Source organism: Pseudoalteromonas sp., assembly GCF_041629635.1.
Classification (GTDB): Bacteria; Pseudomonadota; Gammaproteobacteria; order Enterobacterales; family Alteromonadaceae; genus Pseudoalteromonas.
This window is the reverse complement of the sequence record NZ_JBFKMX010000003.1, coordinates 45,824-66,873: the sequence shown is the minus strand read 5'-3', so window position 1 is coordinate 66,873 and position 21,050 is coordinate 45,824. Positions and strand designations below refer to the sequence as shown.

The 21,050-nt window shown below is 40.2% G+C and carries 21 protein-coding genes; 3 read left to right on the top strand and 18 right to left on the bottom strand.

The window, feature by feature from the left end:
• The 3 genes from ABYD77_RS01005 to putP all read right to left on the bottom strand — a co-directional run.
• A partial coding sequence (locus ABYD77_RS01005) for a TonB-dependent receptor (protein WP_372766114.1) occupies positions 1 to 2,162 on the bottom strand: 2,162 nt, incomplete at its 3' end.
• Positions 2,163 to 2,583: 421 nt separating this feature from the next.
• Complete coding sequence (locus ABYD77_RS01000) at positions 2,584 to 4,191, bottom strand: mechanosensitive ion channel family protein (RefSeq protein ID WP_372766112.1); 1,608 nt, start codon at positions 4,189 to 4,191, stop codon at positions 2,584 to 2,586.
• 35 nt (positions 4,192 to 4,226) lie between these two features.
• Positions 4,227 to 5,708: a sodium/proline symporter PutP gene (putP, locus tag ABYD77_RS00995; protein ID WP_372766110.1), complete on the bottom strand. Its 1,482-nt coding sequence runs from the start codon at positions 5,706 to 5,708 to the stop codon at positions 4,227 to 4,229.
• A 246-nt stretch (positions 5,709 to 5,954) separates the two neighbouring features.
• Between putP and ABYD77_RS00990 the strand changes: the two genes are divergently transcribed.
• Positions 5,955 to 7,178, top strand: a complete 1,224-nt coding sequence (locus ABYD77_RS00990; RefSeq protein WP_372766108.1) for an EAL and HDOD domain-containing protein — start codon at positions 5,955 to 5,957, stop codon at positions 7,176 to 7,178.
• Positions 7,179 to 7,233: 55 nt separating this feature from the next.
• Here the strand turns inward: ABYD77_RS00990 and ABYD77_RS00985 are convergent, their stop codons facing one another.
• Genes ABYD77_RS00985 through ccmA form a run of 10 tightly spaced genes read right to left on the bottom strand, consistent with a single transcriptional unit; the run spans position 7,234 to position 14,981 of the window.
• Positions 7,234 to 7,977 carry a VacJ family lipoprotein gene (locus tag ABYD77_RS00985; protein WP_372766120.1) on the bottom strand — a complete coding sequence of 248 codons (744 nt, stop codon included), beginning with the start codon at positions 7,975 to 7,977 and terminating at the stop codon, positions 7,234 to 7,236.
• A gap of 40 nt (positions 7,978 to 8,017) precedes the next feature.
• The gene (gene ccmI, locus ABYD77_RS00980) at positions 8,018 to 9,271 is read right to left on the bottom strand and encodes a c-type cytochrome biogenesis protein CcmI (protein ID WP_372766106.1); all 1,254 of its coding nucleotides are present in this window, start codon (positions 9,269 to 9,271) and stop codon (positions 8,018 to 8,020) included.
• Positions 9,268 to 9,726, bottom strand: coding sequence for a cytochrome c-type biogenesis protein (locus tag ABYD77_RS00975; RefSeq protein ID WP_274760536.1), 459 nt, complete (start codon positions 9,724 to 9,726; stop codon positions 9,268 to 9,270). Before ABYD77_RS00975 ends, ccmI begins: the two co-directional genes overlap by 4 nt.
• Positions 9,726 to 10,295 (bottom strand): redoxin family protein, encoded by a 570-nt coding sequence (locus ABYD77_RS00970; RefSeq protein WP_372766104.1) that lies wholly within the window; start codon positions 10,293 to 10,295, stop codon positions 9,726 to 9,728. The genes ABYD77_RS00975 and ABYD77_RS00970 overlap by 1 nt, the downstream gene beginning before the upstream one ends.
• On the bottom strand, positions 10,292 to 12,250 hold the full coding sequence (locus ABYD77_RS00965) for a heme lyase CcmF/NrfE family subunit (protein WP_372766102.1): 1,959 nt from the start codon (positions 12,248 to 12,250) through the stop codon (positions 10,292 to 10,294). The genes ABYD77_RS00970 and ABYD77_RS00965 overlap by 4 nt, the downstream gene beginning before the upstream one ends.
• Positions 12,251 to 12,252: 2 nt before the next feature.
• The gene (ccmE, locus tag ABYD77_RS00960) at positions 12,253 to 12,735 is read right to left on the bottom strand and encodes a cytochrome c maturation protein CcmE (protein WP_372766100.1); all 483 of its coding nucleotides are present in this window, start codon (positions 12,733 to 12,735) and stop codon (positions 12,253 to 12,255) included.
• The gene (gene ccmD, locus ABYD77_RS00955) at positions 12,732 to 12,932 is read right to left on the bottom strand and encodes a heme exporter protein CcmD (RefSeq protein ID WP_274760539.1); all 201 of its coding nucleotides are present in this window, start codon (positions 12,930 to 12,932) and stop codon (positions 12,732 to 12,734) included. Before ccmD ends, ccmE begins: the two co-directional genes overlap by 4 nt.
• Positions 12,922 to 13,671, bottom strand: coding sequence for a heme ABC transporter permease (locus tag ABYD77_RS00950; protein WP_372766098.1), 750 nt, complete (start codon positions 13,669 to 13,671; stop codon positions 12,922 to 12,924). The genes ccmD and ABYD77_RS00950 overlap by 11 nt, the downstream gene beginning before the upstream one ends.
• 2 nt (positions 13,672 to 13,673) lie before the next feature.
• Positions 13,674 to 14,360, bottom strand: coding sequence for a heme exporter protein CcmB (gene ccmB, locus ABYD77_RS00945; protein WP_372766096.1), 687 nt, complete (start codon positions 14,358 to 14,360; stop codon positions 13,674 to 13,676).
• Positions 14,361 to 14,981 carry a cytochrome c biogenesis heme-transporting ATPase CcmA gene (gene ccmA / locus ABYD77_RS00940; protein WP_372766094.1) on the bottom strand — a complete coding sequence of 207 codons (621 nt, stop codon included), beginning with the start codon at positions 14,979 to 14,981 and terminating at the stop codon, positions 14,361 to 14,363.
• Positions 14,982 to 15,087: 106 nt separating this feature from the next.
• On the opposite strand from ccmA, the gene ABYD77_RS00935 reads away from it, so the two are divergent.
• Together ABYD77_RS00935 and ABYD77_RS00930 are read left to right on the top strand one after the other, a co-directional pair.
• Positions 15,088 to 17,271, top strand: a complete 2,184-nt coding sequence (locus ABYD77_RS00935; RefSeq protein WP_372766092.1) for a hypothetical protein — start codon at positions 15,088 to 15,090, stop codon at positions 17,269 to 17,271.
• Between the two features lies 1 nt (position 17,272).
• A complete protein-coding gene (locus ABYD77_RS00930) occupies positions 17,273 to 17,572 on the top strand; it encodes an EscU/YscU/HrcU family type III secretion system export apparatus switch protein (RefSeq protein ID WP_372766090.1) in 300 nt (99 codons plus the stop codon).
• Positions 17,573 to 17,618: 46 nt separating this feature from the next.
• Here ABYD77_RS00930 and ABYD77_RS00925 read toward each other — a convergent pair whose 3' ends face one another.
• From ABYD77_RS00925 to ABYD77_RS00905, 5 genes are read right to left on the bottom strand one after another with little or no spacing between them, the layout of a single operon-like run.
• Positions 17,619 to 18,017, bottom strand: coding sequence for a DUF2802 domain-containing protein (locus ABYD77_RS00925; RefSeq protein WP_372766088.1), 399 nt, complete (start codon positions 18,015 to 18,017; stop codon positions 17,619 to 17,621).
• Positions 18,017 to 18,511: a chemotaxis protein CheW gene (locus tag ABYD77_RS00920; protein ID WP_372766086.1), complete on the bottom strand. Its 495-nt coding sequence runs from the start codon at positions 18,509 to 18,511 to the stop codon at positions 18,017 to 18,019. Before ABYD77_RS00920 ends, ABYD77_RS00925 begins: the two co-directional genes overlap by 1 nt.
• Positions 18,512 to 18,552: 41 nt before the next feature.
• Positions 18,553 to 19,299, bottom strand: coding sequence for a chemotaxis protein CheW (locus ABYD77_RS00915; protein ID WP_372766084.1), 747 nt, complete (start codon positions 19,297 to 19,299; stop codon positions 18,553 to 18,555).
• A complete protein-coding gene (locus ABYD77_RS00910) occupies positions 19,292 to 20,068 on the bottom strand; it encodes a ParA family protein (RefSeq protein ID WP_372766082.1) in 777 nt (258 codons plus the stop codon). The genes ABYD77_RS00915 and ABYD77_RS00910 overlap by 8 nt, the downstream gene beginning before the upstream one ends.
• An 8-nt stretch (positions 20,069 to 20,076) precedes the next feature.
• Positions 20,077 to 21,048: a flagellar motor protein MotB gene (locus ABYD77_RS00905; RefSeq protein ID WP_372766080.1), complete on the bottom strand. Its 972-nt coding sequence runs from the start codon at positions 21,046 to 21,048 to the stop codon at positions 20,077 to 20,079.
• Positions 21,049 to 21,050 lie beyond the last annotated feature (2 nt).

Here is a 21,050-nt window from a genome sequence, read left to right as displayed (position 1 = left end):
CGCTCGTCAGTTAAGTTACGTGCAAACGCTGCAATTTCATATTCGTTGTCGCCAGACGCCCAGTTATAACCTGTACGTAAGCCGCCTTCGAATAATGCTTCACCTGTAAACTCAACCGAGTGGTAAAGGAAGAAATCGATTTCACTGCGGTATGACCAATCAGTGTAAGCGAAGAATTCACCATCGCCGATTTCTTTGCTGTAACGTAACGTGAAGTTAGCAATCCACTCTGGCGCATGTGGTAAGCTGTTCCCATCGATGCTGTAGCCTTTGCCTTCAACCATAGGGTCAGTGATAGTACAGCCGAAACAACCTGGTAGATATAATGTCTCGTCATCAAGCTCAGTGTTGTTGTAACTTAAGTTAAATGTTGCAAAGAAATTGTCTGCAAGCACCCACTCAGAGTCCATTTCAAAGCCGTAGCCAGTTGTTTTATCAGCATTTAATAAACGGTTGAAGTTAGAGTCACCACCTACCGCTGTTAATTGCTGATCGTCCATCTGATAGTAGAATACCGTCATGTTTAAACGGCCACGGCCATCTAATACATCTGACTTAATACCCGCTTCAATAGAGTTAATTGTTTCAGATTCAGCAACTGTTACTTCATTACCAAATAAGATACGACCCTGAATACTTGGTGCACGGAAGCTGTTTGCCGCACGAGCAAATAAGTTAACATCATCTGTTAATTTATAAGTTGCAGATAGATCCCATGAAACGTGTTCGTCACTTGGGTTTGCTGTGCCCATTGCTGTACCTGAACCGAATGGACCTTGAATACGCTCAGCAACAAAGTCTTTATCGTCATCTGAATAACGAAGACCAGCTGTTACTTTTAAATCGTCACTCACAGTGTAATCAACAGAGCCGAATAATGCCCATGCTTTCGTTTGCTGGTTTTGCACCGCATAACCGTTTTGTACACCATTTGCTAACGTATCGTAGCTGAAGCTCTCGATTGTTAAATCTTCATCAAAGTAGAACACACCTACTTGGTAGTTTACATCGCCGCTAAAGTTACTTGATAGGCGAAGTTCTTGTGTGATTTGGTCATGATCAGGAATAGCATCCGCACTTTCTGCTGCAAATGGAATAAAACCATGGCCAGTTTCCATACCGCAGAAACCACAACCGTAACCACCATCTACGTCAGCACGAGAATAAATTTCTGCGCTGTCCCAAGCTGAAATACTTGTAATTGTATGATCGTTTAAGTCCCACTCAAGTTTTAAGCTTACACCCTGAGTTTCAACTTGTTGCGTTGCATTTTTCGCTGCATCGTGATGAACAACATCATCTTTCCAACCCGCGCGAATTTTGTTTGAGCCCACATCCATTAGGTTGCCGTAGAAAACAATTGGCTCACCATCAAGGTCGCGGTAGCGTAGGTTTAAAAGACCAGTGAAGTCGTTGCCTTCATAAAGGAACTGAACACGTGCTGCTTTTTCGCTGTAACCACCTAAAACATCTTTTTGTTCAGCACCGGGTGCTACTGTATCGATGTAGTTATCTTTTTCTTGCCAAAGCGTCGAAACACGCATTGAGATGTTATCAGTAAGGCCTGTACCTACAGCACCTTCAAAATCCATTGCGCCACGCGTACCGTAAGAAAGAGATGTATATGCATCAAATTCTTGTGAAGGCTTAACTGAGTCAAACTTTACAAGACCAGCAGGCGTGTTACGTCCAAATAGCGTACCTTGTGGACCACGAAGTACTTCGATACGTTCGATATCAAAAACAGGGAAACCTTTTAAAATTGGGTTCTCTTGAACAACATCATCTACTACTAGTGATACAGGCTGAGATGCGTTTAGATCGAAGTCAGTGTTACCTAAACCACGCACATAAAAACGTGGGAAAGTACGACCAAATGAAGACTCAACTGATAAACTTGGAATTTTCGCATTCATAAAACGAATATCCATACCTGCAGAGCTGTAAGCATCTAGGTTATCACCTTGCAGTGCTGATACAGCTACAGGAATTTCCTGAGCATTTTCAACACGCTTACGTGCAGTTACTTGGATTACTTCTAGTTGAGATGACGCAGCACCTGCTTCTTCATCTTGTGCAAATGCTGCACCTGATACAACTATAGAAGAAAATAGTGAACCTTGAATTAATTTAGCTAGCTTGGACTTTTGTAGATATTTCATGGTGGTTTAAAACCTTGTGCACTCAAAATAAAACGTTTGATTTGACCTACTTTGTTGTCATCAGTAGTGTCAAAATCATGCTTGTATCCTTTTAAAGTGAATGGCGAAGTTCAACTTTTCACGTTATAACGCGGACCCTTCAATACGAGTACTTAATACTGCGGGTTGAACAGCGCCGCAACAGCTAACTCACTGGTTAACATGTTGTTTACACCCTTATCCATTTGCGGCAAAAATAATACAAATCGCCACCTTTTCAGAAGGACATATGCCCTTGAAAAGTTTCAGTAGATCGAATATGAAATATAGCCCAAGTGATCTTTTTTTCATCTTTTAGCAGCAAAATAGCAAAAAAAGTCTAAAAAACTATATTTAAAGAAAGGACAAATGGCCGCAGCCAAGTTACAAACAGTTTACATTATTAAGCTTGTAACAATTCGGGAGCAGCCAATTTTAGTTTATGTTGATGTAATAAATTCATGATTTCGAAGTGAAGTGCATCACTTACTTGCAGATAGGTTTCAAAATCTGTCGTTGTAATATAAGACAATACATACAACTCAACCGCAAATGGGCTAAAACCATTAAAATAAACACGGCAAGGGCTTTCATCAATTAATTCATGCTGTTCGAGCAGTGCTTTGAGAGCGGCATTAAACTCTGTTAATTGTTCATTCGACTCGGGCATTTCAAGCAATAGATTTGGTCTAAATGCCATTTTTTCACGCTCAGAAAAATTCTCAATCTCCATATCGATAAACTTAGCATTGGCAATATACACAACCGTGCGCTCAATGGTACGAACTCGTGTTGCACGAAGACCAATCTCCTCTACCGTGCCTACAAATTTACCGACACGACATAAGTTACCTACTTTTACCGGCGTGGACGAATATAAGGTAACCGCACCTATTAGATTTTCAACAGACTTTTGTGAAGCTAAAGCAACGGCCAAGCCACCAATACCTAAACCAGCCATAATGGTCGTTGCACTAAAACCTAAGTTTTCCAACCAAATTAATATAGCCGCTATTACCAGCAATGTTTTTAATACATTCGCCGCGGGGCGTAATAAATATGTAGCGTGTTTTTTACCTTGAGCAATCAGCTTTTCAGATAACTTACTTTTAGATAATTCAACAACTCGCCATAAAAACCACAGCCAAGCTAAAATCAAAATGGTGGAAGCTTCAGCAACCGCTTTCACTGCAAAGGTGACATTGGATGAATCAGAAAAATTACGGGTTAAAATCGTAGCAGTTAAAAAGCTAAGAGGGCCGTACAAGAAGTTAAGGTAATAAGCTAATTTTAAATTTGCTAGTTGCGCTATTTTGCTAAGTAACCAATATGCCGAGCACACGGCAACTATATAAATAGCAAACATTACGGCAAAGTAAAGCCACTGCCAAAGCATCACCCCCATAAAGCGATAATTAGGCAGATGAATTGATAACCACTCACCTATTTCGCTGTAGCCATAATACTTATCTAACAGGGGTACTTTCGCAACTGTTGCATTTGATATTTTCCAAATGCGTTTATTATCGCTACTTGGAACGCGCTGTAATAAAACTGGCACTGTGCCTTCAGGTGTATCGATCGTGCCCACTAAATCTCGATAATCAGGTACATTTTCAGGTAATTTTCCGAGTAAATCACCTGAAAGACCATCAATATCAATCCACAGCGCCCTATCCAAACTGACATGGAGTTGACGAGCTATTTCGGCTTTTTGATCGGCAGCCACGGTAAATGGCAAATTTCTAAAATCAAGGTAGTCCGAAGCACTTTGGTAGTCTAACTGACGAGCTGCAGTTAAAAATCCTTGCAAGCTGGTGCGTGGCGTTTCGCGCCCTAGTGTATCCCAACCAACAAATGTATTTAATTCTTTTGTTGCTTGTACTTGTTGTTCAGCTTCTTCTTGCTCAAGTAAATCCTTTACTGTTACTTCGTTTTTTGGCTCTGCAATAGCAGAGCCAAAAAACATCATTAAACAAATAAGCACACAACGCCACATCACACTTTTCATGCCTAATAATCCTTCAAACTTGTTGCTGTTTAATACTAGCTATTACGCACCTTATTAAACAGTGCTATTTGCTCTTCGCTTGGTTCACTTGATAGTTTGCTGACAACTACAATTGCAATACTAGCAATCACAAAACCTGGAACAATTTCATACATTAAGCTGCTTAAGCTCTCACCGTTTACAGTGATTGGTAAATAAATCCACAACAAAACGGTCATCGCACCTGAAATAATCCCAGCAAGTGCCCCCTGTTTAGTCATACGTGACCAATAAAGGCTGAAAATAACAACAGGCCCAAACGCAGCGCCAAAACCCGCCCATGCGTTACTAACTAAATTCAAAATCGAACTGTCTCTGTCATATGCAAGGAAAATAGCAAGTAAAGCAACAACTAATACCGAAATACGCCCAACCAATACTAAGTTTGCTTGAGAAGCTTGCTGGTTAAAAAATGCTTTATAGATATCTTCAGTTAATGAGCTTGATGTCACCAATAACTGCGATGAAATCGTACTCATGATAGCCGCTAAGATAGCTGCGAGTAAAAAGCCAGCAATCAGAGGATGAAACAATACTTGTGATAGTAAAATAAAGATGGTTTCTGCGTCTTTTAATTCTGTGCCCGTTTGCTCCACATACACTACACCAACAAAGCCAGTTGCTAACGCACCAATTAATGAGACAATCATCCAGCTCATGCCAATACGTCTGGCGATTGGCAAGTCTGTAACTGAACGAATAGCCATGAAGCGTACAATGATATGTGGTTGACCAAAATAACCTAAACCCCATGCCATTGCAGAAATTACACCCAGCACAGATACCCCAGAAACAAAGCTCAATAATGTTGGATTTAGCTGTTCAACTGTTGTCACAGCATTTGATAATCCACCAACTTCAGTAAGCACCACTACCGGCACCAACACAAGTGCTAAAAACATAATACAGCCTTGAACAAAATCGGTCAGGCTCACCGCTAAAAAGCCACCAAACAATGTATACACGACAACAACACCTGCTGTGACATACAATCCTAGTTCATAGCTCATGCCAAAGCTTGATTCAAACAGCTTGCCGCCAGCAACAACACCTGATGAAGTATATAATGTAAAGAAGACAATTATTACCAAGGATGAAATTACGCGCAAAATGCGTTTATCATCATTAAAACGGTTTTCAAAAAAGTCCGGTAAGGTAATCGAATCGTTAGCAAGCTCGGTATAGCTGCGAAGGCGCGGCGCTACAATTAAATAGTTGAGGTAAGCACCAATAATTAAACCAATGCCAATCCAGGCACTGCTTAAACCCGATAAATACATTGCACCAGGCAGGCCCATCAACATCCAGCCACTCATATCAGATGCACCTGCAGATAATGCTGTTACACTTGGGCTAAGGTTTCGTCCTCCCAGCATATAACCTGATACATCGCTGGTTGATTTTTTATAAGCATAAAAGCCTATACCCAGCATGACTACAAAATATAGCCCTAACGAAAAAATGGTGCCAAACTCCAAAGTAACTCTCCTACATACCAAACTTGGTACTTTATTCGCATTTTCTCAATGAATGCGTAATGTCATAATATTTCACTATATCAAAACATTAGTTTGATTTGTTTATTTCTTGCGATAAAAGCAATTTGTAGTGCGCCAAATTAATTCACCTCAGAAAAAATAACCAAAAGTAGGTGAAATACACACTCAATTATCCTATATTCAGATCATAAAAAACTTTAGACAACAAACAGGACCTCTGCTTTTATGTATTTCTATGCAGCGAGACAGCCTATACTAAATCGTGATAAAGAGCTAATTGGCTATGAGCTGCTCTTTAGAGACAGTTTAGAAAATGTATTTCCTAACATAAATGAAGACGAAGCAACTTCCCGCCTTATCGAAGGTAGCCAGTTAAGCCTTGGACTTGAGGATATGACGGGTGACAAACCCGCATTTATCAACTTTACGCTTGAAACATTATTAAAAGGATATGCAAAAACCCTAGGCAATAAAGAAGTTGTTGTCGAAATTTTAGAAACAGTGCAACCAGGCAAACGTTTGCTTACTGCGGTCAAAGAGCTCAAAGAGATGGGCTATACTATCGCTCTTGATGATTACAAACATGCCCCTGTTTGGCGTCATTTTTACCCCTACGTTGACATCATCAAGATTGACTGGCTAGACACAACCCTTGAACAAATTAATGAAATAATTGAAGAGACTAAAAGCTTTCCAAGTATCCGCTATCTTGCGGAGAAAGTAGAAACTCCTGAACAATTTGAGCAAGCAATGGAACTTGGTTTTCATTACTTTCAAGGCTTTTTCTTCGCAAAACCTGAAGTAGTGCAAAGCCGTGCATTAGCACCTAACGAAATGACACTTGCAGAGCTACTTTATGAAACATCCAGCCCAGAGATGGACTTAAAGAAAGTGACAGAAGTTTTCGAGCGAGATGTTAACTTATCTTATAAATTACTTCGATATTCGAATTCTGCCGCCTTTAAACGTCGTGCAGAAATAAGTACAATCAAACAAGCACTAGTAGTGTTAGGCATAGAAGAGCTCAAACGTTTCTTATCCGTACTATTCACAGCTCAAGTTGCCTCTGACAAGCCACCAGAACTGATGCGCTTATGTTTAACGAGAGCAAAATTTGCAGAGCTACTCTCTCAGCAAGCCGGTCATCACCAAGAATCCTCCAAAGCCTTCCTTACAGGCATGCTTTCGCTTATCGACGGTATTCTTGATCAATCAATGGAAACTGTTTTAGAAAAGCTACCATTATCAGAAGAGATTAAATTAGCAATCCTAAAACGTGAAGGTCGATTAGCTGAGTACTTAGGCTTAGTTGAAGCTTATGAGAAAGCATTATGGAAAGAAGCTAACGAAATCAAAGCCCGACTTAACCTTAAAGCTGATGAAATTCCTACCGCTTACCACGACGCATTGCAGTGGGCAAATATCCAAATGGATACAATGAGTAATTAATTTAAACCTATCTTGAGAAAAACCGACAATATTGTCGGTTTTTTCTTAAATTGGGCTATAAGTTTTCAAAAAAATCATCATTTGCGGTTTGTTCTTCGGTTTTTTCCACCTTTGGTAGTGGTGGGTTACCATCGTATAGCTTATAAAGTTGTCGCTGAAGATAAACATCTTTCACAAATAGATAAGGATCGAGTGACTCATTTAGTAGAGCCTCTTGCGGGATAAGTGATGCACGTGCTTCTAGCACCTTAATTACCCACTTACCAATCGTCACTGGCGTACCGAGTGTTAAACTCGGTAACACAAAGGCATCTACCATATCACCTGACATATTTCGCACCGTGCTTGGACCATAAGCCGGGAACATCAAGAATGCACCATTGCCTGCCCCCCAAACACCTAAGGTTTGACCAAAGTCTTCTGTTTCTTCTACCAAACCAATTTCTGAGGCAACATCAAAAATTCCAAAAAGACCGACCGTAGAATTCACCAAAAAACGCGCAACATTCACACCTGAATTAGACACCTTTCCTTGTAATAAGGAGTTTGTCGCATCAATAGGTGCATCAAGATTGTTGGTAGCATTAACTAAACCATTACGAACAGGTTGCGGCGTAATTTTGCCATAACCGACTGCAACAGGCCTTAACAGATATGCATCAAGCACATCCATATTAAAATCATAAATTGGTCTGTTGATTGACTGCAGTGGGTCGCGTGCGTCTTCCTTTTCAGGTGGCACCTGCGCACACCCTGTTAGCAGTAGGAAACCCCATACCACTATCAAGGTGATGATCATTTGGCATTTTTGATTAAGCACTCAGAATCCCTATTATAACTTAGAGTAATGTATCAATTGTTAATTCTACTTGATTGACTTGTTCGATATCGAAACCATTAGTTTGCCCTTCAAGTTCGCCTGCTTGCGTATCAACCTTATCGTCATTACTAATTCGTGCGACAACTTTAACACGCTTAAACTCAGCAAACGTCATGCCTGCTACCATTGCATCACTTTCAGATAAAGTGACTTGCAAAGGCAACTGCCAATTTGCCTGCTTGACAACAGCCAAAGGCATTGGCGGGCCAACTTCTGCTTTTGCAAAAACAAATAACACACCATTACGTGGCAATTTATCTTTCAGTTCATCAGCAAGCGTAATATTTACCGTGACGGCAAGGCCTTGTCCAAGTGAATTTTGTTTAGAAGTGTAAGTTTCTTGAGCTACTTTAGCCTTTAACTCTTCAACACGGGCACTCAACATCGCATAACTTGGGTTAGTCTCTGACATACGTCCTAGAATAAGCTCAAAAGCTGCCAGCGACTGCTGCCAATCACCACGCTCATAGGCAATTAATGCCAACATCGAAAGTGCATCTGAGTTACTAGGCTCAATTTTAAGTACATTAGATACTACTTTTGCAGCCTTACTTATTGAAAGTTCAGATCCTTCTAACATTAGTACTTGCGCTTTACTCACCAATGCATTCACATTATTAGGATTCATCGAGATGGCTTTCTCAAATGACATATTTGCTGATTCAAAATCATTTAACATCAGCATGATACGGCCTAATAAAAGCCATGCCATTTCATCATCACCTTGCTCAGCAAGTTTAGTGCGAAGTCCTAAAGCAAGCTCTTGCATTTCGTTATTAGATAGCGGTTCACCCTGCTGTAAAACAGCACGCTTGCCGAGCTCTGGTAAGTTATCTTTTGCTTCTTGCCATTGTGTAAGTAAATTAAAGCTACCAGTCATCAAGTAAAACACGAGACAAAAAGTCACGGTGAACAAGCTAGCAGTTAATGCTATTATAGAGCGATTTCCGCGCTGATTAAGCTGTTGCTCAGGTGCTAGTTCCTGTAACAGCGCTTGTTTTTGCTCGATTACTGCAATGTTATAAGCTTCTTCGCTAAGTTTGCCTGTATCGACTTCTTGCGATAGCTCTTCGAGTCGAGATTCATAATCAGAAATGCGTAAAGCATTTGGGTTGGTTTTAATTGCTTTTTCTTTACGTGTGAATGGAAAAACCACGAAAAACAAACCAACTACTACAAGGGTTGCAGCATAAAAATAAAACGACGTAATCATGCTGGTTCCTTATACTTGGCAATAAGTTTTGCCAGTTTTTGCTCATCACTATCGCTCCACTGTGCGCTGTTTTTCGCCTGTTTCTTTTGCTTAAACAAAATAAAAACAAAACCGAGAAAAACAAAACCCAATGGTAATACCCAAAGTAATAACGTGAGCGGTGTTACAGGTGGTTTGTAGTGAACAAAATAACCATAGCGGTCAATCATATAGTCAACCACTTGGTCTTTATCATTCCCTTCTTGCACCAACTGCAGTACTTTTTCACGTAAATCTTTAGCCACAACCGCATCCGAATCGGCAATATTCTGGTTTTGGCATTTAGGGCAGCGCAGTTCAGCCGTTAGCTCACGAAACAGTTGCTCTTCTTGAGCACTGTTAAACTGATATTGATTTTCTGCCGCAAATAAATGTGCCGAGAAAATCGTTAATAACACAATTAAAAACTTCTTCATTACTGGAGCTCTAATAACTTAGGTGCAAATTTAGCACGCCATACTCGTTCATTAATATCACCGGTGTGATGCAGGATAATCTTACCGTCTTTATCCACTAGGAAATGCTCTGGTGCACCTGAAACGCCTAGGTCTAACGCGAGGGTACGATTAAGATCTAAAATATTAAACTGGTACGGGTCACCGGTGCGTGACAACATTCCCTTAACCTCACGTTGTAATGCAGGCAAGTCAAACACGTCGCCAAAATCAGCATCGTAGTTTTGCTCATAATATAACCCGATGATTTTAACACCTTGGCCGCGAAGCTTTGTTAGATAAGGTAGTTCAATTAAACATGTCGGGCACCAAGTGCCCCACACATTCAATAAATACACATCACCAAGTAAGTCTTTTTCTGTCCAACGTTTATTTTCATCCATTAAATCCGGTAAATTAAATGCAGGCATAGTGTGACCCAAACGCCCTGTTTCAATTTCCTTTGGATTACCAAATAAGCCTTTCAGTAAAAATACGCATAGCACTGCAAAAATAATAAAAGGGATCAACATTAAGCTTTTGTTTTTCATGCGGTAACTCCTTTTACTTCAGCAGCTACAGCTGTTTTACGGCGGTAACGCTTATCTAACATCATAAATAAGCCAGCAAACGCCATTAGCAAACCACCTAACCACATCCAGCGTACAAACGGTTTTTCATAAATACGTAACGCCCATGCACCATTGCTTAGTTGCTCACCAAGCGCAAGGTATAAATCTCGGCTTAATTTGGCATCAATTGCGGCTTCCGTCATCACTTGCATACCCACATCGTATTGACGCTTTTCTGCATAGAGCTCAGTGACTTTCTGGTTATCTTTAAATACCGTTACAACGCCTGCATGACCTTTATAATTAGGACCTACAATCGCTTTTACACCTTCAAAGCGGTAGCTGTAATCATTTAATTGGACTTGCTCACCAGGGTTCACTTTAACTTGTTTTTCAACCGAGTAAGCAGACGTTAATGTCACGCCGAGCACAACACAAGCAAAGCCTAAATGCGCTGTGTGCATTGCCCAAAAACTGTTACCCAATTTTGCGATTGAAGCCCCCTCTTTACTCAATTTCTCAAGTAAGTCGATAGCACCAGTTAAACAAACCCAAAGTGCAAAAAAGACACCGACAAGAGTTGAGGTTGATACATTTTCATAACTTGAGTAAAGCCAAGCAAAGGTAATCACTGTTGTCACAACTAACGCGCCAATTAACTTTTTCATCAAATGCGAATACTGGTTTTGTTTCCAGCGCAGCATTGGCCCTAAGCCAAGTAACAGCGAAAACGGCACTAGCAAATAGAAGAACATTTGATTAAAGAAAGGCACCCCAATGGAAATTGTTCCCATACCAAGTTCTTTGTGAACCATAGGGAGTAATGTACCAAGAAGTACAATGAGCGTCGCAACACATAGTAATAAGTTGTTTAACCAAAGGGCCACTTCGCGAGAGAACAGTTTATAACGTGATGTTGATTCGACTGTGCCAGCTCTTAAGCCATAAAGTAATAAGCTTCCGCCTACAACGATAGCAAGGAAAGATAAGATAAATGAACCGCGACCAGGATCAGTGGTAAATGCGTGTACCGATACAATAATACCCGAGCGCACAATAAATGTACCAAGCAGTGTGAGTGAAAACGCAGCAATTGCTAGTAACACCGTCCACGACTTAAATACACCACGCTTTTCAGTTACCGCAAGAGAGTGAATAAGTGCTGTAGCAACAAGCCATGGCATGAGTGACGCGTTTTCAACTGGATCCCAGAACCACCAACCGCCCCAGCCAAGCTCGGCATAAGCCCACCAAGAACCAATTGTAATACCAAGGGTTAAGAATAACCACGCGGCCATAGTCCAAGGACGCGACCATTTTGCCCAAGTGTTATCTAACTTACCCATTAAAAGCGCCGCAATCGCAAATGCAAACGACACCGATAAGCCAACGTAGCCCATGTACAATAACGGCGGGTGAATAATCATGCCAGGGTCTTGTAATAATGGATTTAAATCGTGACCTTCAATTGGATAGTAAGGTAGTAAACGCTCAAATGGACTCGACATCAGAAGCGTATAAAGAATAAAACCAAGGCCCAGGAAGCCTAAAATAGACAATACGCGAGCGCGCAACTGCCAAGGTAATGATTTAGAGGCAAATGCAACAATGGCAGTCCAACCAGTTTGCATAAGTACCCAAAGTAATACCGCACCTTCGTGACCACCCCATGTAGAGGTAACTTTATAATACCAAGGCAATTTAGTACTGCTGTGACTCGCTACATACGCTACAGTAAAGTCATCAATTAAGGTAACGTAAATTAAGATACCAAATGAAAGCGCAGTAAAAATAAACTGCGCTAATGCAAACGATGGTGCACTTTGCATTAGGCGTAAATTACCTTTTACAGCACCATACATAGGATAAACACTGAGTAATATCGCAAACGCTAGGGCTAGCGTTAACGATAAATAACCTAATTCAGCAATCATAATTAGTAACCGCCGTTATTTAGATTATATTTTGGTTTTTCGTGTTTAATTCCTTTTACGGCTTCAGCAACATCAGCAGGCATGTATTCTTCATCATGCTTAGCTAACACTTCAAATGCTTCAATTACATTTGGTTCGATTAGCACGCCCTGAGCAACAATACCCTGACCTTCACGGAACAAATCCGGTAAAATGCCGTGATAACGTATGGTTACTAATGGTCCAGTATCAATCAGTTTAAACTCTACATCTAACGATTCTTCATTGCGCACAACTGAGCCAGGCACAACCATACCGCCAATGCGCAGCTTTTGACCGATAAATGGCTTCTCTTTATTAGGCCCTTTACCATCAATTAGCTCGGATGGAGTATAAAATAGATTGATGTTTTCTTGTAACGCGTAAAGCGTTAGGCCAATCGCCGAACCGATACCCAAAAGCACCGCAATAATGGTAAACATTCGTTTTTTACGTCTTGGATTCACAGCCCCTGCTCCTTCGCCTTTTTAATACGTGCTTCGCGCGCGATTTGCGATTTTACATCGTCTAAAATTTTTCCATGAGTGCGTTTACTCGATATAAAAATACCTAATAAAATCACTGCACATGCCCCATATGAGAGCCAGACATAAAAGCCATAGCCACCCATCGCAAAAAATTCTGAAAGCGAGTTAAACTGCATTTTTACCTCCACTCACTAAATTACGCACCCAGGGGCGGTGCTTTTCTCTTTCTAAAATTTCATTCTTTAAGCGCATTAACACGATAACAGCCATTAAACATGCAAATGCTAAGATATTGATAAGCAACGGATACAACATACTGCTATCAATCGCTGAACCATCAAACTTGGTAATTGTTGAGCCTTGGTGCAAAGTATTCCACCACTCAACTGAGTAATGAATAATGGGCACATTAACCACACCTACCATGGCTAAGATACAAGATGCACGACCTGCCGCACCTTTATCTTCAAAAGCGTGATAAAGCGCAATCACACCAATATATAAAAACAGTAAAATCAGCATGGTGGTTAAGCGTGCATCCCATACCCACCATGTGCCCCACATAGGTTTACCCCATGCAGCACCAGTGATTAATGCAATTGCGGCAACCGCTGCACCCACTGGCGCAATAGAAATTACGGCCAATTCAGCATTTCGGATCTGCCACACCATGGCAATAAATGCGGTAATCGCCATTGAGGTGTAAGCCCCCATTGACAATATGGCGGAAGGAACATGAATAAAGATAATTCGATAGCTGTCTTTTTGTTGGTAATCAGCAGGCGCATAAGCAAGGCCCCATGTCCAGCCAACAATTAAACCAATCACAGCAACTACGGCAAAATACGGCATCAAAGTATTACATACTTGATAGGCTTTTTCTGCTTTCGCATATGGATGTAACCACTTCCACATAACTAACTCACACTCACTTTTAAAGATGATGAAACGGCAAATGGCGCCAATACACTTGCACCGGCAAGAAGCGCCCCTAATATGGCTAATTGACCAGAGTAGTCAAGCGACATCGCCCCCGCGTCGATAGCGGATGTCGCAAAAATTAATACTGGAATATACAGTGGCAATACTAACAAGCTAAGGAGTACACCGCCCTTTTGTAACCCAACCGTTAACGCCGCACCTATCGCCCCGATTAGGCTTAATAACGGTGTACCAATCAGTAGCGTTAACAAGGTCGCAGTTAACGCTTCACTTTCTAGATTAAGTAATAAAGCAAACATAGGTGTCATAATCACCAAGGGTAACCCGGTCACAGTCCAATGTGCTGCAATTTTGGCAAGCACCGTTAATGATACAGGAAATGGACTCAACATCATCTGCTCTAACGTACCATCCACGTAATCATCACGGAACATTTTATCTAAACCTAACATGGTAGAGAGCAATGCAGCTACCCAGATTATGCCAGGTGCCATGCGCGCTAATAGATTAGGCTCAGGCCCAACGCCTAGCGGGAACAAGGTAATAACAATAATAAAAAATAAAACAGGATTGATAATCTCTGAACGCTGTCGAAACGCAAGCGTAAGATCTTTTTTATAAATACTTGAAAATAAGCGCCAGTAAGAGTCGTGAGTTTTCATTTAGAAACGGTACTCCAGTACTAAGCGCGACAGCTCTGGGAAATGTTCTGTAAGGTCTTGGTGACTTGTTAATATAATCGCGCCACCTTGTGCTAAATGTTTTTTGAATTGTTGCTGTAACAGTACCACTCCTTTTTTATCGACCGCAGTAAAGGGTTCATCTAGCATCCAAAGCTTTGCTTTGTTAAGCCAAAGGCGTGCAAGTGCAACACGGCGTTGTTGCCCAGCCGAAAGTAAACGTACAGGTACATCTTCAAGACCAACTAATCCAAGTTGCGCTAATACATCATGCAAATTTTGCTGTGTTTCTAAACCATGCGTTTCAAGCCAAAAAGCCAGATTTTCAAGTGCAGTTAATTGTCCATTAACGCCGGTTTTATGGCCAATATAAAGTGTGTCACAAGCAAATTGTAAATTGTCTTTTGCAATATCCACACCTTGCCACATCACTTTGCCAGATTCAGCACGTACAAAACCAGCTAAAATACGTAATAGCGAGGTTTTACCTGCGCCATTTTGCCCTTCTAACTGGACAATTTGCCCTTGATGTAATTCAAAAGAGAGATCTTCAAACAAACATCTATCTTGCCGAACGCAGCAAATTGAATCTACTTTTAACAAGTTTAACTATCTCTCGACCTAAAATTGGGCATTAGTCTAACATAATGGTATTGTAAAACGTAATCTCCTCGATAAGAGAAATTGGCAATAGCTTGATTTAAAACAGATGACAGATATCCAATCTCTGCTAAACATTGTATCTACCCCAAGTAATGAGCTTGAGCAAAGCGCGTTATCTCAACTTACGCAAAACCAATTAACGCAGGTAAAACAGCTACAACAACTTTTACAACAACTGAATTTACCGCCAAAAGCAAGCCAACAACTTATTAGCTCATTAATAAAAGAGACTGTGAACGTTACTAATCTCTCTGTAACTGACAATAAATTGTCTTTCACGCTCTCACAATTAACACCCAAACTGGTTGAATTGACGATCCCTTCTCAACCACTGCAATTGCAAACAGATAAAGCACAACTGTCAGTGACGACAAATTTGAGTGAACTTCTAATAAATCTGCCAAAACAGAGCATTAAATTGCCACAACAAGTTATTTTTCAACTTTTAAAGCTTGCAACGAATAGTGCAGAAACAACGCAAGACAAGTTTGCAATACCTGCGCAAATTACAAATTTAGATAAGCATCTGTTGGTAAAAGCAAATCATGTGGCAATATCAGCCGAATTGCCTAAAAGTCTTGCAAGCTTAGTAAAGCATCAGCAGCCGGCAATTATTGAAGTTGAAAACAAACACGAGCAATTAAGTTTAAATATTAAACTTGATAAGCACAGCCAACCGGTGCAGTCACAAGTTTTACCAATTAAAAAGGCAATTGAGCTTGTAAAACTGCAATCACCTCTTTTACAGTTTGATGCGAAGAAGACACCTGCACTTAGTATTAATAACAGTCCTGTATTACTAACAAATACACCTCAAGTTATCACAAATCAAAAGCTTACATTTAATCTTAATAACTTAGGTGATAAAGCAGTATTAAATCTACCATCTCAAATATTTAAGGTAGCGCTCAACACCTCTCAAGCCACATTAAAAGTTGCGCCGCGAGAATTGATTTCTGCGCCTCAATTAGCAATAAAAGAACTGCCTATCATAAATAGTATGACTGCAACGCAAAAAAGCTTTAGCCAATCAGTTATAGCACCAATGTTAGCAAGTATTAAAGCCGTTTTGTTTGAACGAAGTATCACGCTAAATCATGCAACTAAAGGGAGTGTAAATTTACCAAAGCTTGATATAACAAACACTGTTCAAATAGCTGATTCTACTTCTATAAAACAAGACGTTACGCCTTCTAAATTACCATTATTAACAGCAATTTCGGATAAGTCGCAAAAAGCAGCTGTTTATAGCAGACCGGTTAGTGCAGCTTTACCACAACATCAAGACACTGTTAACTTAAAAGGTGACATAACGACTCGCGTTAAAGCCAATTTCGATATAGCAAAACCAACCCAATTATCGTTAGAAGCAATTGCAAAGCAAAACCCTTTGCATACCTTAGCGACACAACTAAATAAAACAGCAGCATCTCCTCTATTGCCAGAAGCGTTAACCAAATTGGTTAATTCAGCCTTTAGTAGAATGGTAAATGAGTCAACAGCCTTGCAACCGGTTTTGATGCAAATAAAATCAATCATTGCTCCAGCACAAATTACACAAATCGACTCCTTGCAAACACCCATTGGTGTGATTGAGCATGCTAAGATTTCCCTTGCCGCAAATGGTTTATTACAACAAAACAATCTCGTGAGCGAACAGCAAGGAAAGTTAGAAAATTTACTGCCATTGTTGCTCAGCTTAACAAAGGGGTTACACAATAAAAAAGAAAGTAAATCACTTAAGGGGCAGTTAGCAATGCCGGGTGCTTTGCAAAAAAGCTTAAGTGACAACTTAACGTCACTGCAAAAAAACTTACAAGGCACTTTTCAGTCAAGTTCACAGCAAGCCTCAAATACCGAACAGCCCCTAGTAAATATCCAGTTTGCGTTACCACAACAACAAACAGAAAAACTTACCACGACGCCAATTACCATCGAGCAAGAACAGCGTAAAACGAGTGATGGTGAGATTGTTTCTATTTGGCATGTAAACTTAGCATTTGAAATTGAAAATAATATTTTAAGTATTGCAGCAGAACTCAATAAACAGCAATTATCACTGAACTTTAACTCTGACAGTGAAGCACTAATAAACAAAGCAAAATCGCAAGCACAGTTACTTGAACAAAAGTTAACACAGCATGGTATTGAAATTTTAAGCAGCGAGTTTAACTTAACTGAGCAGCATCAGCTTAAGACCCGCTCTGGCATAGTGAATATTAAGGTTTAATATGACGACACAAAAATCAGCAATAGGCCTTTTTTATGATGGACAAGGCGCACCTGAAGTAAGCAGTAAGGGCTTCGGTGAGCTAGCTGAGCACATTATTCAGTATGCAAAAGACAACGATATTTTATTGCATCAAGATGAGGCATTAGCAACCAGCTTAGCTAACCTAGAAATTGGTCAGCAGATCCCTGAAGAGCTGTATTATGTGATTGCTGAATTGATTGCTTTTTCTTATGTATTGCAAGGGAAATTTCCACCAGGGTGGCAGGCGTTACATAACAAATTAGATGTAAAAGCCTAGAAAACGTTGACCTTTTAGTCTAATCACTAGGCTTTTATTTGGCATGTCACCCTTCTTTTTGGTGAAGAGTAAAAAGTAGTTCGGCTTCTGCTCTTGGTAACTCACACTCACGCATGACTTCTTCGATATCAGCCCCTAAATCGATCATTTTAACGGCACGAGAGTAAATCTTTGATTCAGGGTCAGCCAGTTGAATATCTTGCTGCTTCTGTTTTAACTCTTGTGCTTCAGATTGTAACTCCATCACATGTTTACCAATTTTTAATAAACCAGAGCGGATTTCTTCGATTTCATTTTTATTAATTATTTGTTGTTTTACTAACTGAGACTCACTGTCTTTATGTATCTTTTGTACCCGCTTTAAGCGTAGTAATGCACTAAACGCAATTATGCAGGCACAAATAGCAACACACAAAGCAGCGATTGAAATAATTTGCCATATCATTAGAAATTACTTAGCTCATCCCACTCTTCGTCGCTGAGTAATTTATTTAAATCAACTAAGATTAATAGCTCACCATCACGATTAGAAACACCTTGGATAAACTTGGCACTTTCTTCTGTGCCAATATTTGGTGCACTATCAATTTCAGAACTTCGGAGATAAACTACTTCTGCAACACTATCAACCAAAATACCAATCACTTGCTTTTCGGCTTCAATAATCACGATTCGTGAATTATCTGTTACTTCCGCACTGTTTAAACCAAAACGCGTACGTGTATCAATAACAGTAACAACATTTCCGCGTAAGTTAATAATACCTAGCACATAAGCTGGCGCACCAGGTACCGGAGCAATTTCACTATAACGCAGTACCTCTTGTACTTGCATTACATTGATACCATACGTTTCTTCTCCTAAGTGAAACGTTACCCATTGTAATACTTCATCATTTACGTCGGCTGAATTTGACGAAAGAACTCTTTCTTCACTCATTTTTTTAGCTCCTATCCAATGTGGATATGTATTAACTGCGACTAACTAGACGATTTGCATTGGGCATTATCGTCTTGGCTATCTAACCCTTGATCTAATAATTCAGTCATTACTGATACATTAATTAAAGCACACATTTTCTCTTTAATTAATCCAGCAAGCCATGGTCTTCGACCTGCATTATTACGCCATTTGATATCTTGGTGAGACAAACTAACATTATCGATTAAACGCTCAGCCAACAGTCCCCAGTTAGATTCACCTAACATTATAAGATACTGATAGTTTAGCCCTTCTTCTAGCTTTTTGTTATATTTTTCTGGCATTACCCAGCGTGCTGAGTCAACAACATTGAGCTTTTCTTCACGATGCAACATTACCCCTTTAAACCAGTTCGGTTTACCAAACAGTTGATTTATTTCACCTAATTGATAAATACCACCCAAAGATTTAAGTGGAACAGCAAGTGTGAGCCCTGCGACTTCAAAGTAAAGTGCTTGGAATTCATCGGCATTAAAGCTCTCATCTTGAGTACGAAGTGGTGGTAATGAAACTTCGACCGCTTCGTCAAATTCTGTACTAGTAACTTCTTCAATAATTCGCTTAGCAGGTGTTACCGGTGATTTAATGGGCTGCGCAATAGACTTTTGATGCTCTGCCGCTTTAACTTCAACATCATTCAGTAGGTTTTCAACAGGGCTTACAATATTTTCAGATGCTTCTTCTTGCAACAGCGCATCTAAATATTGTTTCATGACCTTTTCATTAGCAAATAACTGCTTAGTCATCCCTTACCCCTTCTAAATGCTCGAGTAATGAAGTGTATGCAAATACCCCTCGAGACTTGGGACAGTATTGATGTGGCGCTTGCATGGCAAGACTTGCATCTCTGAGCTTAGTATCTACCGGCACAACACCTGGCCATACTTTATCACCATATAATGCCCGCAGCTTTTTGTATGCCTCTAATGATGCTTTTGTACGTTTATCATACATTGTTGGTATTATGGTAAAATTATAAAATTTATTTTGTGAGCTCTGCATTAATTCCATTGTGCGCATCATGCGATCTAACCCTTTGAGCGCTAAAAACTCTGTTTGCACTGGAATTAATACACGATTACATGCAGCAAGGGCATTCACCATCAACACCCCTAGTACAGGGGGGCAATCGAGAATAGCAATATCATATTCATCACTTACTTTATCGAGGGCATTTCGTAAAATAAGTCCCATACCACTTTTTTTACCTAAGCTTCTATCGAGTGTCGCTATTGCCATTGTCGCTGGTAGAATATCTAAGTTTTCAACTCCTGAAGGACACAAAGACTGTAAAATTTCTTCCCGAGCCATTGCTTTGCCGCGCGTAAAAATATCAAACACACTGACTTCTAGCTCTTCAGAATCAATACCAAAATAATAGGTCAATGATGCATGTGGATCAGTATCTATCAGCAAAACACGCTTTCCTCGCGAAGCAAGTAAGCCTCCCAAGGTCACTGTAGTGGTGGTTTTACCAACACCACCTTTTTGGTTTGCTACCGTCCAAATTTTCAAATGAGTACCTATTGTTGTTCTTGTTCTCGGGTCGTAATGCGGATCCCACCATTAGGTAATTGGATCACTTTAAGTGTATCGTCTCGTTGAGTTTGTTGCTTAAATTTTTCAATTTGTAATTCTGTATTCTTAGCCGTTGCATTTTGTGGTTGAGCTACGTCATTTTCTGGCAGCGCATATTTCGAGATAGCAATCACAACCTTGCGATTTTGCTGGCGGCCTTGTTCTGTGTCATTATCACTGAAAGGTGAATATTGACCATAACCTTCTATTGCCATTCTGGCAGAAATCACACCAAGATACTCCAACCAAACAAGCACCTCTGTTGCCCGTGCAACAGATAAATGCCAGTTCGAGCGAAAAACCTCATTATTTATTGGTAAATCATCAGTATAGCCTCGAACTCTTAAATAGTTCCGATTAGAATTTAAAATTGGCAGTAGTGCTTGTAATACATCCCGTGCTCGCTCCGTTGCAACAGCACTGCCACTAGCGAACAAAAGGCTTGAACTCAACTCTATAGTAAGCCAATTCATATCTTTTTCTAATCGCGCTTGTCCGCTTTCGAGCTCGTCAGAAATAGCCGTCTTAAGCTCTTCTTCAAGTGAATCTAGCGGCTGACCTAAATACTTTTGCGTTAAATTATTGAGTTCACCGCGCCCATCAACAAGTTCAGGGCCCTTCTCCTCATTTACAATACTAATACCATGCAAATTACTATCAACATTAGGTTCGTTACTATTTAATACACCTTCGCCTGATACACCCGAGCCATCAGCTTTGACAAATTTATCGTTAGATTTAAAAACATGTGAAATAGTATCTGATAGCACAGAGAATTTTTCTTCTTCAATAATTGCCATTGCATACATCACTACAAATAAAGCAAACATTAAAGTCATATAATCAGCATAAGAGACTAACCAGCGATGACTGCTGTCGTTGTTATCAGGTTGTTTAAATTGCTTGAACCGCGCCATAA

Bases quoted from the DNA above. Each gene is read 5' to 3' on its own strand.
- ABYD77_RS00990 (WP_372766108.1), top strand. From the start codon at position 5,955: ATGTATTTCTATGCAGCGAGACAGCCTATACTAAATCGTGATAAAGAG.
- ABYD77_RS00975 (WP_274760536.1), bottom strand. From the start codon at position 9,726: ATGAAGAAGTTTTTAATTGTGTTATTAACGATTTTCTCGGCACATTTA.
- ABYD77_RS00925 (WP_372766088.1), bottom strand. From the start codon at position 18,017: ATGATATGGCAAATTATTTCAATCGCTGCTTTGTGTGTTGCTATTTGT.
- ccmI (WP_372766106.1), bottom strand. From the start codon at position 9,271: ATGATTACGTCGTTTTATTTTTATGCTGCAACCCTTGTAGTAGTTGGT.
- ABYD77_RS00935 (WP_372766092.1), top strand. From the start codon at position 15,088: ATGACAGATATCCAATCTCTGCTAAACATTGTATCTACCCCAAGTAAT.
- ABYD77_RS00930 (WP_372766090.1), top strand. From the start codon at position 17,273: ATGACGACACAAAAATCAGCAATAGGCCTTTTTTATGATGGACAAGGC.
- ccmB (WP_372766096.1), bottom strand. From the start codon at position 14,360: ATGAAAACTCACGACTCTTACTGGCGCTTATTTTCAAGTATTTATAAA.
- ABYD77_RS00965 (WP_372766102.1), bottom strand. From the start codon at position 12,250: ATGATTGCTGAATTAGGTTATTTATCGTTAACGCTAGCCCTAGCGTTT.
- ABYD77_RS00985 (WP_372766120.1), bottom strand. From the start codon at position 7,977: ATGATCATCACCTTGATAGTGGTATGGGGTTTCCTACTGCTAACAGGG.
- ccmD (WP_274760539.1), bottom strand. From the start codon at position 12,932: ATGCAGTTTAACTCGCTTTCAGAATTTTTTGCGATGGGTGGCTATGGC.
- ABYD77_RS00905 (WP_372766080.1), bottom strand. From the start codon at position 21,048: ATGGCGCGGTTCAAGCAATTTAAACAACCTGATAACAACGACAGCAGT.
- ABYD77_RS00915 (WP_372766084.1), bottom strand. From the start codon at position 19,299: ATGACTAAGCAGTTATTTGCTAATGAAAAGGTCATGAAACAATATTTA.
- ABYD77_RS01000 (WP_372766112.1), bottom strand. From the start codon at position 4,191: ATGAAAAGTGTGATGTGGCGTTGTGTGCTTATTTGTTTAATGATGTTT.
- ABYD77_RS00920 (WP_372766086.1), bottom strand. From the start codon at position 18,511: ATGAGTGAAGAAAGAGTTCTTTCGTCAAATTCAGCCGACGTAAATGAT.
- ABYD77_RS00970 (WP_372766104.1), bottom strand. From the start codon at position 10,295: ATGAAAAACAAAAGCTTAATGTTGATCCCTTTTATTATTTTTGCAGTG.
- ABYD77_RS00950 (WP_372766098.1), bottom strand. From the start codon at position 13,671: ATGTGGAAGTGGTTACATCCATATGCGAAAGCAGAAAAAGCCTATCAA.